This window comes from Collinsella sp. CLA-ER-H4 (assembly GCF_040092395.1).
Classification (GTDB): domain Bacteria; phylum Actinomycetota; class Coriobacteriia; order Coriobacteriales; family Coriobacteriaceae; genus Collinsella.
This window is the reverse complement of record NZ_JBBNLQ010000001.1, coordinates 237,400-251,959: the sequence shown is the minus strand read 5'-3', so window position 1 is coordinate 251,959 and position 14,560 is coordinate 237,400. Positions and strand designations below refer to the sequence as shown.

The 14,560-nt window shown below is 61.1% G+C and carries 10 protein-coding genes; 6 read left to right on the top strand and 4 right to left on the bottom strand.

Going from position 1 to position 14,560, the window contains the following annotated elements; genetic code table 11:
- Position 1: 1 nt before the first annotated feature.
- Entirely contained in the window at positions 2-907 is a 906-nt protein-coding gene (locus AAAX34_RS01050; RefSeq protein WP_195239593.1) for a sugar phosphate isomerase/epimerase family protein, read from the top strand.
- Between the two features lie 102 nt (positions 908-1,009).
- Positions 1,010-2,227, top strand: a complete 1,218-nt coding sequence (locus tag AAAX34_RS01045) for an FAD-dependent oxidoreductase (RefSeq protein WP_349109723.1) — start codon at positions 1,010-1,012, stop codon at positions 2,225-2,227.
- 97 nt (positions 2,228-2,324) lie between these two features.
- Here AAAX34_RS01045 and AAAX34_RS01040 read toward each other — a convergent pair whose 3' ends face one another.
- Entirely contained in the window at positions 2,325-3,029 is a 705-nt protein-coding gene (locus AAAX34_RS01040) for a response regulator transcription factor (RefSeq protein WP_349109722.1), read from the bottom strand.
- On the bottom strand, positions 3,022-5,757 hold the full coding sequence (locus AAAX34_RS01035; protein ID WP_349109721.1) for a sensor histidine kinase KdpD: 2,736 nt from the start codon (positions 5,755-5,757) through the stop codon (positions 3,022-3,024). Before AAAX34_RS01035 ends, AAAX34_RS01040 begins: the two co-directional genes overlap by 8 nt.
- Before the next feature lie 334 nt (positions 5,758-6,091).
- Between AAAX34_RS01035 and kdpA the strand changes: the two genes are divergently transcribed.
- The 4 genes from kdpA to AAAX34_RS01015 all read left to right on the top strand — a co-directional run bounded on the left by kdpA (position 6,092) and on the right by AAAX34_RS01015 (position 12,784).
- On the top strand, positions 6,092-7,915 hold the full coding sequence (gene kdpA, locus AAAX34_RS01030; protein WP_349109720.1) for a potassium-transporting ATPase subunit KdpA: 1,824 nt from the start codon (positions 6,092-6,094) through the stop codon (positions 7,913-7,915).
- 16 nt (positions 7,916-7,931) lie between these two features.
- The gene (kdpB, locus tag AAAX34_RS01025) at positions 7,932-9,986 is read left to right on the top strand and encodes a potassium-transporting ATPase subunit KdpB (RefSeq protein ID WP_349109719.1); all 2,055 of its coding nucleotides are present in this window, start codon (positions 7,932-7,934) and stop codon (positions 9,984-9,986) included.
- 12 nt (positions 9,987-9,998) lie between these two features.
- Positions 9,999-10,589: a potassium-transporting ATPase subunit KdpC gene (gene kdpC / locus AAAX34_RS01020; protein WP_349109718.1), complete on the top strand. Its 591-nt coding sequence runs from the start codon at positions 9,999-10,001 to the stop codon at positions 10,587-10,589.
- Between the two features lie 245 nt (positions 10,590-10,834).
- Positions 10,835-12,784, top strand: a complete 1,950-nt coding sequence (locus tag AAAX34_RS01015; protein ID WP_349109717.1) for an NAD(P)/FAD-dependent oxidoreductase — start codon at positions 10,835-10,837, stop codon at positions 12,782-12,784.
- Positions 12,785-12,904: 120 nt separating this feature from the next.
- Here the strand turns inward: AAAX34_RS01015 and AAAX34_RS01010 are convergent, their stop codons facing one another.
- Positions 12,905-13,546: an RpiB/LacA/LacB family sugar-phosphate isomerase gene (locus AAAX34_RS01010; RefSeq protein ID WP_195240527.1), complete on the bottom strand. Its 642-nt coding sequence runs from the start codon at positions 13,544-13,546 to the stop codon at positions 12,905-12,907.
- A 140-nt stretch (positions 13,547-13,686) separates the two neighbouring features.
- Positions 13,687-14,496, bottom strand: a complete 810-nt coding sequence (locus tag AAAX34_RS01005) for a gluconate 5-dehydrogenase (protein ID WP_195240525.1) — start codon at positions 14,494-14,496, stop codon at positions 13,687-13,689.
- Between the last annotated feature and the right edge of the window lie 64 nt (positions 14,497-14,560).

The window sequence follows — 14,560 nt, the reverse complement described above, 5'->3', positions numbered from 1 at the left end:
CGTGGGGGCTATTACTCCGGGCGTACGTTTGCACGACCTTCCGCGGGGGACCGTCGAGGAACGCATTCGCATGGCGGGAGAGCTGGGCTTTTCGTGCATTCAGCTGCCGAGCAAGGTGCTCTACGCATCGATGGGGATCGATCGAGGCGGCCTGACCCGCGAGCTTGCCGACCATTTGCGTGCGGTGCTCGACGAGGCGGGCGTTTCGGTCGCCGTGCTCGGCTGCTATAAGAATTTGGCGATGCCCGATCGCCAACAGCTCATGGATAACTTTGCCGAGTACGAGGCATGCTTGAACTTTGCCCAGATGCTCGGCGGATGCCCGGTTGGCACCGAGACCGGTCGCCCCAATGCGCAGAACCGCGTCGCGGACGACCGCATGACCGATGAGGCACTCGATACGTTTGCAGACGGGCTTGCACGCGTCTGCGATCGGGCCGAGGCCGTGGGTGGGCAAATACTGATCGAGCCCGGTTGGAACGAGACGGTTAATACGCCAGATCGCTGCCGTGAGGTGCTGGAGCGCGTCTCGAGCCCGTCGCTCGGCGTGATCTATGACCCAGTGTCGCTGCTGCACCCCAGTGTCGTTGACGAAGCGCAGGAAATCACAGCGCGCATGCTCTACTTATGCGGCAGCAAGATTCGCGTGCTGCACGCCAAGGATTTTGAGGTCGTCGACAACGAGGACAAAGCCGGTTGGTGCGACGGTACGGGTTCGCGCCTGGTGTGTCACGGCGTGGGCGAGACGGGGCGCTATGACTTTGAGCCCGTGGTGGCCTGGGCGGCTGCCGCCTGCCCTGGGATTCCCTGTGTGGTCGAGAACAGCGTGCCGTCGACGGCGGCTGACTGCCTAACGACACTCGAGCACATGTCCGCTCGCTGCGGGGCTCCGCATTGCGAGTTGTAGCATCGGCTTTTGCCGTGGCGGTCGATTAAATTTGCCTGACTGGGGCAGCGGTGAAGGATCTTTATCGTCGCCCCATTGGATTGAATCAAAAAGGGGAGTTGCGTGGCTATCCACATTGTCGAAGAGGCGAATCGTTGCCTAGGTTGCAAAAGGGCATTCTGTCAGCTTAAGGGCTGCCCGGTTCAGACGCCTATTCCTCAGGTCATCGACCTGTTCAAGCAGCGTCGTCTAGAAGAGGCGGGCGAGCTGCTGTTCCAGAACAATCCCATGAGCGCGGTCTGCTCCGTGGTGTGCAACCATTCGGGCCAGTGCGAGGGTGCTTGCATTCAGGGCCGCAAGGGCACACCCGTACATTTCTCGAGCATCGAGCACTACATCTCCACAGCGTATTTGGATCGTAAGGAGTGGACGCCCGCGCCGTCGTGCGGCAAACAGGTTGCTGTGGTCGGTTCCGGTCCTGCCGGTATTACCGTGGCCATTAAGATGGCCCAGATGGGCTGTGCCGTCACGGTATTTGAACAGCGCCCCGAGATCGGCGGTGTGCTGGAGTACGGTATCCCCGAGTTCCGTCTGCCCCGTGCGCTCGTGCAAAAGTACCGTCACGTGATGTGCTCGCTCGGCGTGCGCGTGCGCCCTTCGACCACCATCGGCGGCGCGTTGCACATCGATGACCTGCTGCGCGACGGCTACGATGCGGTCTTTGTTGGTACCGGTACCTGGCGAGCTCGAAAGTTGGGTATTCCCGGCGAGTCGCGCGGCAACGTGCTGTTTGGCATCGATTACCTGGTCGATCCTGCGAGCGTGGCAATCGGGCAGAACGTGGCGGTCATCGGTGCCGGCAATGTTGCCATGGATGTTGCCCGCACAGCCCTGCGCTCGGGCGCTCGCAAGGTCACCGTGTATGCCCGCTCGCGCCATATCTCGGCCATCGATGATGAGGTGGAGCTGACCGAGCTTGACGGTGCCGAGATTGTGTGCGGCAAGGCGATCTGTGCCATCGACGATAACGGTCCGGTCTTCGAGACGGCTATCTTCGACGAGGAGAATAACGTGGTGGGGTACGAGGAAGAGCTCGACCATGCGTCTGCCGACACAGTTGTTATTGCGGCTTCGCAGGTGCCCAAAGACAAGCTTGTGCTTACGACGGGTGGTCTGGAGACCGACCATCGCGGCCTGCTTTCGGTCGACGAGAACGGCATGACCACCGTGCCCGGCGTCTTTGCCGCCGGCGACGTGGTTAACGGCCCGCTGACGGTTGTTCACGCCGTAGCCGGCGCCAAGCTCGCCGTCGAAGGCATGACTACCTATCTGGGCCTCTAACTCCATCCCACCCATCAGTTGCGGTGAAATACGGACTGTTTTGGCTGTCAAAGGCCTTATCTACTCCGTATTCCACCGCAACTTTTTGTTGGGCGGGCTAGAGACGCTGCATGCGGTACCCGACACCCATGTGCGTCTGAATCATCTTGGGGTGAGAGGGGTCTGCCTCGATCTTCTTGCGCAGGGTGCGCATGAACACGCGCAGGCTCGCCAGATCGCTGTCCCAGCTCGTGCCCCATATCTCGCGGGTGATGAAGGTGTGGGTGAGCACCTTGTCGACGTTTTTCGCCAGAAGGACGAGCAATTTGTACTCGGTTGGGGTGAGCGAGAGCTCGCGTCCGTCTTTCGTAGCGTATCCCGCGGCGTAGTCGATATGCAGCGGACCGTTGTCGAACATGCTCGCTTCTGTCGACTCGCTCGACGCCATCGAGGAGCGCCTCAAATTCGCACGGACGCGCGCGAGCAACTCATCCACAGAAAAGGGCTTGGTGAGGTAGTCGTCTGCCCCTGCGTCAAGTGCTGCAATCTTGTCGGAATCTTCGGTGCGCGCCGAAATGACGATAATGGGGACTGCCGACCAACTTCGGATCTTCGTGATGACCTCGATACCGTCAATGTCGGGAAGGCCGAGGTCGAGCATGATGAGGCTGGGGCCGTGCGACACCGCATCCATGATGGCGGCCTGGCCGTTGCAAACCTTGCTCACGACATAGCCGTGAAGGTCAAGCGCGGTCGAAACGAGGTTTTGAACGGTCAGGTCATCTTCGACCAAGAGGACGCGTGGCTTAGCGGCATTATTCATGAATCTCGATCTCCTCGGCAGGCAGGGTAAAACGGAAGACGGCCCCATGGGGGTGGTTGTCGCGAACTTCGATGACGCCGCCATGCGCCTCCACGATGGAGCGGCAGAGCGACAGCCCAAGGCCGATGCTTCGACGCGAATCCACGGGCCGCGTATTGCTTGAGGTGAAGAAGCGCTCAAAGATATGAGGCTTGTCGCAGTCTGCTACACCCGGCCCATCGTCTGCGACGTCCACCACGATGAACTCACCCTCGCGACGTGCGCTGATGGTGACAGTCGAGTCCTCGGGCGTGTATTTGAAGGCGTTCATGATGAGATTCGTAAGCACCTGCATGATGAGATGGACGTCGATGCGTACCAGCAGGATGTCGTCAGTGTGCTCGATGGTGACGGCACGTCCATGCGATGCTTGGGCGACATGGCTGAGGGCGGCCTCGATGACCTCGTCGATGAGCTCGGATGTTAAGTTGAGGCGAATGGTGCCGTCCTCGACGCGTGTGATGGCGAGGAGGTTTTCCACGGTATCGATAAGCCAGAGGGAGTCGTCGTAGATGGCATCGGCAAGATCGCAGCGTTGTTCGAGGCTGAGCTTCTCGTCGCTCTTCCGAAGGATTGCCGCAGATCCGGATATAGCCGTGAGGGGTGTCCTCAAATCGTGGCCGATGGAGCGCAAAAGGTTGGCGCGCAGCTGCTCGTTTTTCGCCAAGACCGCAGCCTCTTCGCGCTCTTGCGCCGCCCGGTCGCTTTCGAGCGCCAAGGCGCATTCACCTACGATAGATAGGACGATCGAATGCTCGAAGGCTTCGATCTCGCGCCCCTCCAGGGCGATGCCGATGACACCGAATACCTTGTCGCCGGTGCGAACCGCGAGGTAGAGACAGCGCGCCTCAGGCAGGGTCCGCGTGCTTGCGCCCGCGCGCTTGTTGTTGGTGTAGGTCCAGGTTGCAACGGCGCGCTCGTAGTCGGTGAGCAGCGACGCGGGTCGGTTTTCGGTGCCAGCGGACTCATAGAGCGCCTTGCCGAGCGTGCCGTGTTCGGCGGGGTAGAAGACCACGTCGAGTTTTAGCAGTTTGACGAGTTGGTTCATGGCGACGCGGGCGCACTCCTCCGCGCTATGGGCTTGCTGCAAGAGCTGGTTCGTTTCGAGGAGTACGCGCGTTTTGAATGCGTTCTCGGCGGATGTACGGGCGTTGTCGGCGATGCGCGCAGTTAACTCGCCGGCGACCATAGCGGTGGCGAACATGATGCCGAACGTGACCAGATAGCTTCGGTCGTAGCTGGCGAGCGAAAACAGAGGCGTGACGAAGCAGAAGTTGTAAAGCACTACAGAGAGCACGCTCGATACGATCGTGCAGATACGCCCCGTCGTGGTGACGGCGGTCAGCAGGGCCGTGAAGATATAGAGGGATATGATGCTGGAATCGGCAAATCCCAGATGGCGGAAAGCCGTGCCGATCGCCGTGGCGGCAAGAGAGAGAGCCAGCGTGCGAAGCACGTTTCGGCTGCTGGGCGGCTGCAGGGCGAGCGCATGGCGGCGTCCTTTGGGTCGGGAGGGCGGAGTCGACTGTTCTGGAATGATGTAAATGTCGAGGTTCGGGGCGAATGTTATGAGCTGTTCTACGAGAGATTTGCGGCCGAAGAGGGCCTGACGGACGCTGCTGCGCTCGCCCGTGCGCCCCATGACGATCTTCGAAATACCCGACAGGCGCGCGAACTCGGAGATCTGAAACGCGATGTCGTCGCCATAGACGGTTTCCATATGTGCTCCGAGCTGCTCGGCTAGGGCGATATTGGCTGCAAGCTTGGCGCGCTCATCATCGCTCATGGCTTGCGTGCGCGGGCTCTCTACGAACAGGGCGACGAGCTCGCTGCGAAACGCTTTCGCCATGCGTGCGGCGGCACGGACGATGCGGGGATTGGTCGGCGCCGGGGAGACACAGACTAAGATACGCTCCCTGGTGTAGTAGTCACGGTTTCCCAGCACGCGTGCGGCGTCTGTGAGGTGACCGGTGCGATCGGCGCAGCGGCGCAGCGCGATTTCTCGGAGTGCGGTGAGGTTCTCGACGGTAAAAAAATGCTGTTGCGCTCGGTCGGCTTGTGCGGGACGGTAGACGAGGCCGGCGCGAAGGCGCTCAAGTAGGTCTTCGGGCTCTATGTCGACGAGCTCGACCTGGTCGGCATCATCGAAGATACGGTCGGGGATTCGTTCGCTCACGACAACGCCGGTGATGGATGCAACCATGTCGTTTAGGCTCTCGATATGCTGAACGTTCACGGTCGTATAGACGTCGATGCCCGCATGTAGAAGTTCCTCGACGTCTTGATAGCGTTTGTCGTGGCGAGACCCCGGCGCATTCGTATGGGCGAGCTCGTCGACAAGGATGAGCTGAGGGGCGCGTTCGATAGCCGCATCTAGATCGAACTCGCTGAGCGCAATGCCGTTGTGCTCGATGAGTTTACAGGGCACGTTCTCAAGCCCTTGTGCAAGATGGGCAGTTGCCGGACGTTCGTGCGGCTCGATGTATCCCGCGACGACGTCGACACCTCGCCGCTTGGCGGCGTGGGCGGCTTGAAGCATCGCATGGGTTTTGCCTGTGCCAGCAGCGTAGCCAAAGAAAATTTTGAGGTGTCCCCGGCTGGTTCGAGTGTCATCGGCGACCCCGTCTTTCTCAATTGCCTTGAGGATGAGGTCTGGATTGACGCGAGTGTCCGATGCGTCGCGCTGCATAGCGTAGCCTTTCTGAAGCGTTGTCCATGCGTGCATACGCGGTGAAGACACCACTGTATGCTCGCGAGGTCGAGTATAGGCGCACTGCAGCTGCAATAGTGCTTTCTACCTGCATCTTTACGGCATCTTAAGGACGTGAGCCCCGGCCCTCACGCCTCTTTAATCCCTAGAAGCGTTTACTGTCCCCAGACGCTTGCGAGGGCAGGCGTCCGAGACATCGGACCGCGTGTGAAAGGGGCGGTAAATGGACATCCTCATTCCCATCATCGGAGTCGTCTGCATTGGACTTCTTATCTATTACATCTACATTCTGATGAGGAGTGATTCGTAAACTATGGACGCTGCGATTCAGTGCATCTTGTACTTTGCCGTACTCGTCGTCCTGGCCGTTCCGCTCGGTCGGTTCATGGCCCATATCATGGATGGTGAGCATACGTTCCTGTCGCCTGTGATTGCTCCTGTGGAGCGTGGCGTCTATCGTCTGCTTCGCATCGACGCGGCAGAACAGATGGGGTGTAGGCGCTATCTGGCGAGCGTGCTGGTCTTTTCGGGGATCGGCCTCGTGACTCTTGTGGCACTCCAGGCGCTTCAGTCCTTCTTGCCAGGCAATCCCCAGCACCTGCCGGGTGTGTCATGGGACCTGTCGTTCAATACGGCTGCTTCCTTCATAACCAACACCAACTGGCAGTCCTACTCCGGTGAGACCACCCTGTCCTACCTTGTGCAGTTCATGGGTCTCACTGTGCAGAACTTCGTTTCCGCTGGCACCGGTATCGCGGTCATGTTCGCGCTGATCCGCGGCTTCCGTCAGGTCAAGGAGCAGGGTCTGGGTTCCTTCTGGGTCGACCTCACCCGCACCGTCCTGTATGTGCTCATCCCGCTGAACCTCGTGTTCGGCATCTGCCTGGCTGCCGGTGGCGTTATCTCCAATTTTCAGCCGGCTCAGAAGGCTGAGCTCGTAGAGCCCGTCGCTGTTCAGCCTAATGCAGACGGCGGCTGGAGCGTCATCGACGGCGCCCAGATTGAGGGCGACACGGTCAAGGTCGACGGCAAGGTTGTCGAGGGCGCGCGCGTGGTTACCGAGCAGTTCCTGCCCCAGGGTCCCGCGGCTCCTCAGGTCGCCATCAAGCAGTCCGGCACCAACGGCGGCGGCTTCTTCGGCGTGAACTCCGCCCATCCGTATGAGAACCCCAGTGCCTTCACCAACATCATCGAGATGACCAGCCTGCTGCTGATCCCGGCCGCCTGTTGCTTCGCCTTCGGTATCGGCGTCAAGAACACCAAGCAGGGCAAGGCCATCTTTGCCGCCATGTTCATCCTGCTGGTGATCTTCACCGGCATCATCGCCGTCAACGAGCATGCGGGCACCCCGCAGCTGGCCGATGGCGGAGCGGTCAATATCGAGATGACCGACGGCCAGGCCGGCGGCAACATGGAGGGCAAGGAGAGCCGTTTCGGTATCGCCTCCTCTTCTACCTGGTCCGCTTTCACGACGGCTGCTTCCAACGGCTCGGTTAACTCCATGCACGACTCCTACACCCCGCTGGGCGGTTTTGTCCAGATGCTCCAGATTGCTCTGGGCGAGGTCGTCTTCGGCGGCGTGGGCTGCGGCCTGTACGGCATGATCGGCTTTGCCATCCTCACAGTGTTCATCGCCGGCCTCATGGTCGGACGCACGCCTGAGTTCCTGGGCAAGAAGATCGAGCCGGGCGAGATGCGCTGGGCAGTTGTCCTGTGCTTGGCAACTCCGTTTGCCATTCTGGTGTGCTCGGCCATCGCCTGCATGGTGCCCGGTCTTGCCGACCAGCTCAACAATGGTGGCGCGCACGGCTTCTCCGAGGCGCTGTATGCCTTCACCTCATGCGGCGGCAACAACGGCTCGGCGTTTGCAGGCATGAACTGCAACATTCCCTGGATCAACGTCATGCTCGGCCTCGAGATGCTGTTCGCCCGCTTCATGCCTATCATCGGTACGCTGGCTATCGCCGGCTCGCTGGCCAAGAAGGGCAAGGTCGCCGAGAGCGCCGGTACCCTGTCTACCACTAACGGCATGTTCGTATTCCTGCTCGTGTTCATCGTTCTGCTGATCGGTGCCCTGAGCTTCTTCCCGGCCCTGGCGCTTGGCCCCGTTGCCGAGTTCTTCCAGATGATTGCGTAAAGGAGGGCGCAGATTTATGACTATGCAAAAAGACATGATGGGCCGCGCGGTCCGCGACTCGTTTGCCAAGCTGGATCCTCGCGTCCAGATTCAAAACCCGGTCATGTTTCTGGTGTGGCTTTCCGCCGTCATGACCTCCGTCCTGGCCGTCGCTTCCATTTTCGGTGTGCAGGACGCGGGTGTGCCCACCTACTATGTGGTCGCCATCGCGGTCATCCTGTGGCTTACCGACCTGTTCTCGAACTTCGCCGAGGCGCTTGCCGAGGGCCGCGGTAAAGCCCAGGCCGATTCCCTGCGTGCGGCCAAGAAGGATGTCGAGGCCCATCGCATCGAGTCCGTTGAGGACAAGGAGCACTTCACCGTCGTTCCCGGCACCGAGCTCACGCGCGGCGACCTGGTGATCGTACGCGCCGGCGAGCAGATTCCCGGCGACGGCGACGTCATCGAGGGCGCTGCTTCCGTTGACGAGTCCGCCATCACCGGCGAGTCCGCCCCCGTGGTCCGCGAGGCCGGCGGCGACCGCTCTGCCGTTACCGGCGGTACCACGGTGCTGTCCGACTGGATCATCGTCAAGATCTCCAGTGAGCCCGGCCAGAGCTTCCTGGACAAGATGATCGCGATGGTCGAGGGTGCCGCGCGCAAGAAGACCCCTAACGAGATCGCTCTGGAGATCTTTCTGGTGGCCCTCTCCATCGTCTTTATCCTGGTCACGCTGGCCCTGTATTGTTACTCTTGCTTCTCGGTCGGTCTTAACGACATGGACAACCCCACGGCCGTGACCACGCTCGTGGCGCTGCTCGTGTGCCTGGCTCCTACTACCATCGGCGCCCTTCTTTCCGCCATCGGCATCGCCGGCATGAGCCGTCTGAACGAGGCCAACGTGCTGGCCATGTCCGGCCGCGCCATCGAGGCCGCCGGCGACGTCGACATCCTCATGCTCGACAAGACCGGCACCATCACCCTGGGTAACCGCCAAGCCGCCGAGTTCATCCCGGTCGACGGCATCGATCCCGCGGAGCTGGCCGATGCCGCCCAGCTTTCCTCGCTGGCCGACGAGACCCCCGAAGGCCGTTCCATCGTCGTGCTCGCCAAGGAGCAGTTCGGTCTGCGCGGCCGCACACTCGAGGATAAGGGTATGGAGTTCATCCCCTTCACCGCGGCGACCCGCATGTCCGGTGTGAACTACGAGGGCAATGAGATCCGCAAGGGCGCTGCCGATTCCGTGCGCACCTATGTGGAGGCAGCCGGTGGCGTGTTCTCCCAGGAGTGCGACGAGGCCGTCGAGCGCATCGCCAAGGCCGGCGGCACCCCGCTGGTCGTGACCAAGAACTGCCGCGTGCTGGGCGTTGTGTACCTCAAGGACATCATCAAGTCCGGCGTTAAGGAGAAGTTCGCCGACCTGCGCAAGATGGGCATCAAGACCATCATGGTGACGGGCGACAACCCACTCACCGCCGCGGCAATCGCCGCCGAGGCCGGCGTTGATGACTTCCTGGCCGAGGCCACCCCTGAGGGCAAGCTCGAGAAGATCCGCGAGTTCCAGCGTGAGGGCCACCTGGTCGCCATGACCGGCGACGGCACCAACGACGCGCCTGCGCTGGCGCAGGCGGATGTCGCCGTGGCCATGAACACGGGCACCCAGGCTGCCAAGGAGGCCGGCAACATGGTCGACCTCGACTCCAGCCCCACCAAGCTCATCGAGGTCGTGCGTATCGGCAAGCAGCTGCTCATGACCCGCGGTTCGCTTACGACCTTCTCGGTCGCCAACGACATGGCGAAGTACTTCGCTATCATCCCGGCCCTGTTCTCGCCGATCTACCCGGGCCTTGGCGCACTCAACATCCTCGGTCTGGCAAGCCCGCTGTCCGCGGTTCTTTCGGCCATCATCTATAACGCGCTCGTTATCGTCGCGCTGATCCCGGCCGCGCTGAAGGGCGTTAAGTACCGCGAGGTACCGTCCGGACAGCTGCTGACCCACAACCTGCTCGTATGGGGTCTGGGCGGCATCGTTGCCCCGTTCGCATTTATCAAGCTCATCGACATGCTGCTCGCGTTCTGCGGCATTATGTAAGTGGAGGTTTGTATGTTCAAAGGTATCGCATCGCGCGCACTTGGCGTGTTCGCGCTGTTTACCATCGTCTGCGGCCTGGGGTACACGCTCGTGGTGACCGGCGTCGTGCAGCTTGCGTTTCCGTACCAGGCGAACGGATCGCTTATTACGGTCGACGGCAAGGTTGTGGGTTCCGAGCTCATCGGCCAGAACTTCGATGACGAAGCCCACATGTGGGGTCGTATCCAGAACGTGTCAATTGTCGAAGGCGAAGACGGCGAGCTCATGGCGTATGGTGCCCCGTCCAACCTGTCCCCGGCGAGTGAGGAGTATCGGCAGCTGATAGATGCGCGCGTGAAGAAGATCCGCGCCGCCAATCCCGATGCCGATATGGACGCTGTGCCCGTCGACCTGGTGACGTGTTCGGGGTCCGGCCTCGACCCGGAGATCTCTCCGGATGCCGCCGAGTACCAGGTCCCGCGCCTTGCCAAAGCCACGGGCAAAAGTGAGGACGAGGTGCACGACATCATCGCCGCGTGCACCAAGGGTCGTTTCCTCGGCGTGTTCGGCGAGCCCACGGTCAACGTGCTCAAGGTGAACCTTATGCTGGACGGCGTGCTGTAGGTGAAGGAGCGGCGGATGAGGGCATGACTGACTATCTGAGCCCTCAATTCCACCCCGCCCATCAGTTGCGGTGAAATACGGACTGTCTTGGCTGTCAAAGGCCTTATCTACTCCGTATTCCACCGCAACTTTTTGTGGGTCGATACGTAGGCAGGGGAGTGCGTGCGGTCGGGTACCGTGCGGTTTCTGGTACGATAGATAAGTCAGCAACTGCCGCCGAGCGGCTCAAATGAAAGGAACCCTGTATGGAGTCCTCCGCCTATCCGATGCTCTTTAGCCCAATCAAGGTCGGTACAACCGAGGTCAAGAACCGCGTCTTTATGCCGCCGGTATCTACCAACCTGGCCGATCATGGCTATGTGACCGATGACTTGGTCGATCATTACCGTGCCCGCGCCAAGGGCGGCGTGGGCCTCATCATCACCGAGGTCGTGACGGTCGAGCCCACCTATACCTATCTGCCGGGTGACATGTGCTGCTACGACGACACGTTTATCCCCGGCTGGGAAAAGCTCGCCGCGGCCGTCCACGAGTACGGCTGCAAGATTATGCCGCAGCTCTTCCACCCCGCCTACATGGCCTTTAACATTCCGGGCACGCCTCGCCTGATCGCTCCGTCCTTTGTGGGCCCGTCTTACGCCCGCGAGGCACCGCGCCCCATCACGGTCGACGAGATTCACGAGCTCACGCATCAGTTTGGCGACGCTGCCGTGCGTATGCAGAAGGCCGGTGTCGATGGCGTCGAGGTCCATGCGGCGCACGCCCACGGCATGCTCGGCGGTTTCTTGACCCCGCTCTATAACAAGCGTACCGATGAGTACGGCGGCTCGCTCGACGCCCGCATGCGCTTTTTGCTCGAGGTCATCGCCGAGATTCGCGAGCGCTGCGGCAAGGACTTTATCATCGACGTCCGCATCTCGGGCGATGAGTACACCGATGGCGGTCTGACCCTCAACGACATGATCTACGTCTCGCGTCGCCTGGAGAAGGCCGGCGTCGACATGATTCATGTGTCGGGCGGCACCACCATCAAGCGCGGTTCCGCGATTCCTGCCGCCGGCACGCAGCAGGCCTCGCACGCTGCCTGCTCGCGCGAGATCAAAAAGCACGTCAACATTCCTGTCGCCACCGTCGGCCGCATCAACGAGGCCTGGATCGCCGAGGAGCTGATCGAGGACGGCGCTGCTGACATCTGCATGATGGGCCGCGCCAATCTGTGCGATGCCGAGTTCTGCAATAAGGCCGCTGCCGGCAACGCCGACGATATTCGCCCCTGCATTGGCTGCCTGCGCTGCCTGAACGGCATTATGTTTGGCAAACGCATCTCCTGCACCGTTAATCCGGATGTGGAGCGCGACGAGGCTGGCTACGAGCCTGCCGCCGAGGCCAAGAACGTGCTCGTTGTGGGCGCTGGTCCTGCGGGCATGGAGGCGGCGTTCATTGCCGCCAAGCGCGGCCACAACGTGGTGCTCGTGGACAAGCAGGATGAGCCGGGCGGCGAGATGCGCATCGCAGCCGTTCCGCCGGCAAAGCAGGAGCTCACCCGCGTGATCAAGTATCAGTACCGTCGTCTGGCCGAGGCCGGCGTCACATGCGTCTTTGGCACCGAGCTTTCGGCCGAGGACATTCAGCGCGACTACGCAGGTTACGAGGTTGTCCTGGCTTATGGCGCCGAGCCCATCGCTCCGGCCTTCATGCAGGGCTTTAAGCAGGTTATGACAGCTGACGACCTGCTGGGTGGCAAGGCTTTCCCGGGTAAGAAGATTGTCATCGTCGGCGGCGGCACCGTCGGTTGCGAGACGGCTGACTATCTGGCCCCGCTGGTCAACGACCTGTCGCCGGCCAACCGCGATGTCACCGTCATCGAGATGACCAAGACGCTTGCCGCCAACGAGGGCGGTGCCGGTCGCGCGGTGCTCATCACGCGCATGCTCTCCAAGGGCGTCCACGTGCTGACCGAGGCCAAGGTGACCGAGATTACCGAGGACACCATCAGTTACGAAAAGGATGGCGAGGTCCACACTATCGCCGGTGCCGATACACTGGTGCTTGCCATGGGCTATCGTCCCAATACCAAGCTGGCCGACGACCTTGCCGCTGCCGGTGTTGCTGTCCACGTGCTGGGCGATGCCCAGAAGTGTGGCAACATCCGCGACGCCATCGGCGATGGCTACAAGGTTGCCTGCGAGCTCTAGTCAACCCCTTGGCGCATGTGGGGCCTATCCCCACGGCGTCAGTCGGTAGATAGCAAAAAGCGGCGGTCGTCCCGTACATGGGACGACCGCCGCTTGCGTTAGCAGCAATGAACCGTGCGGTTAGAGCCCCAGGATCTCCTTGACCTTGGCGATGATGGCCTCGTCGGTTGCGTTGGCAAAGAAGTACTCCTGGAAGTGCTCGCCGGCAAGTGCACCCTTCACCAGGTCCTGGTCGAGCTCGCCCAGGATGTCGACGAGCGGACGCATGGTCACAGCGCGCACGCCGTCGAGGATCTTCTTGTTACGCTGCTCGGGCTCAACGCGCTCGGCAGGATAGCCGTTGCCCGAACCAAAGCCAAAGAGCTTCTCGAAGGAGTACTCAAGGTTGAGCTCCTGGCCCCAGCCGTTCTTGAGGGCGAAGGGCATGGCGACGGCGTTGCCATCGTTGACCTGGGCAAAGGTGTAGGCATCGAGCGGGTCGGCAACATGGCCGCACAGCACGCCGGGGAAGGAGTTGCAGGCGAGCATGGCGCCCTCGCCGGTGCCACAGCCGGTCACGACGTAGTCGGCAGCGCCGGAGTTGAGCAGCACGGCGGCCAGGATGCCGTTCTGCACATAGGTGAGGGGCTTGGAGTCGGCATCGGCATACATGCCATAGTTAAAGACAGTGTGGCCCATGGGCTCGACAACTTTCTTAAGGGCAGCCTCAATCATAGGGTTCTTGGAGTTCTGAGAGTTCTCATTGATCAGAGCGATCTTCATTGCGAATTACCTTTCTATTTCTAACTTGCGGTGAAATACGGACTGTTTTGCCTGATAGAAGCAAAAACCAATCCTTATCTCACCGCAACTCAAATGAAAAACGAGTGGATGAAACCTGATATGGGCAGTTGCGGCTACGCTTATTGAGGCTGTTTTCCAATGTATGCGAGGATGCCGCCGTCGACGTAGAGGATGTGGCCGTTGACGAAGTTCGACGCGTCGGAAGCCAGGAACACGGCGGGGCCCTTCAGATCCTCGGGCGTGCCCCAACGGGCGGCCGGCGTCTTGGCAATGATGAACTGGTCAAACGGATGGCGGCTGCCGTCGGGCTGCGTCTCGCGCAGGGGTGCGGTTTGCGGCGTGGCGATGTAGCCGGGCCCAATGCCGTTGCACTGGATGTTGGCCTCGCCAAATTCGGAGCAGATGTTCTTGGTGAGCATCTTGAGTCCGCCCTTGGCGGCGGCATAGCCGGCGATGGTCTCGCGGCCCAGCTCGCTCATCATCGAGCAGATGTTGATGATCTTGCCGTGGCCCTTGGCGATCATGCCGGGCAGGCAGGCCTTGGACACGATAAACGGTGCGTTGAGGTCAATATCGACGACGCGGCGGAAGTCCTCGGCGCTCATGTCGAGCATCGGGGTACGCTGGATGACGCCAGCGTTGTTGACCAGGATATCGGGCGTGGCGCCAAAGTCGGCCTCAATCTTGGCGATGAGCTCGGCGACGACGGCCTCGTCGGTGACATCGGCAACATAGCCGTGAGCGTCAAAGCCCAGCTCGCGGTAGTGCTTCTCGGCCTCGGCGACCTTGTCGGCGTGACGGGCGTTAAAGGCGATTTTGGCGCCGGCCTCTCCGAGCGCCTCGGCAATGGCCATGCCAATGCCGTAGGTGGCGCCGGTCACGAGCGCGACCTTGCCATCCAGGCGGAAGCTGTCCATAAGATCAGACATAGCGATCCTTTCAAAAGAAACGTTCATCTATATAAGTCTTGCTTTTCATACAAGGTCAGTATAG

Bases quoted from the DNA above. Each gene is read 5' to 3' on its own strand.
- AAAX34_RS01040 (WP_349109722.1), bottom strand. From the start codon at position 3,029: ATGAATAATGCCGCTAAGCCACGCGTCCTCTTGGTCGAAGATGACCTG.
- AAAX34_RS01035 (WP_349109721.1), bottom strand. From the start codon at position 5,757: ATGCAGCGCGACGCATCGGACACTCGCGTCAATCCAGACCTCATCCTC.
- kdpA (WP_349109720.1), top strand. From the start codon at position 6,092: ATGGACGCTGCGATTCAGTGCATCTTGTACTTTGCCGTACTCGTCGTC.
- kdpB (WP_349109719.1), top strand. From the start codon at position 7,932: ATGACTATGCAAAAAGACATGATGGGCCGCGCGGTCCGCGACTCGTTT.
- kdpC (WP_349109718.1), top strand. From the start codon at position 9,999: ATGTTCAAAGGTATCGCATCGCGCGCACTTGGCGTGTTCGCGCTGTTT.
- AAAX34_RS01015 (WP_349109717.1), top strand. From the start codon at position 10,835: ATGGAGTCCTCCGCCTATCCGATGCTCTTTAGCCCAATCAAGGTCGGT.
- AAAX34_RS01010 (WP_195240527.1), bottom strand. From the start codon at position 13,546: ATGAAGATCGCTCTGATCAATGAGAACTCTCAGAACTCCAAGAACCCT.
- AAAX34_RS01005 (WP_195240525.1), bottom strand. From the start codon at position 14,496: ATGTCTGATCTTATGGACAGCTTCCGCCTGGATGGCAAGGTCGCGCTC.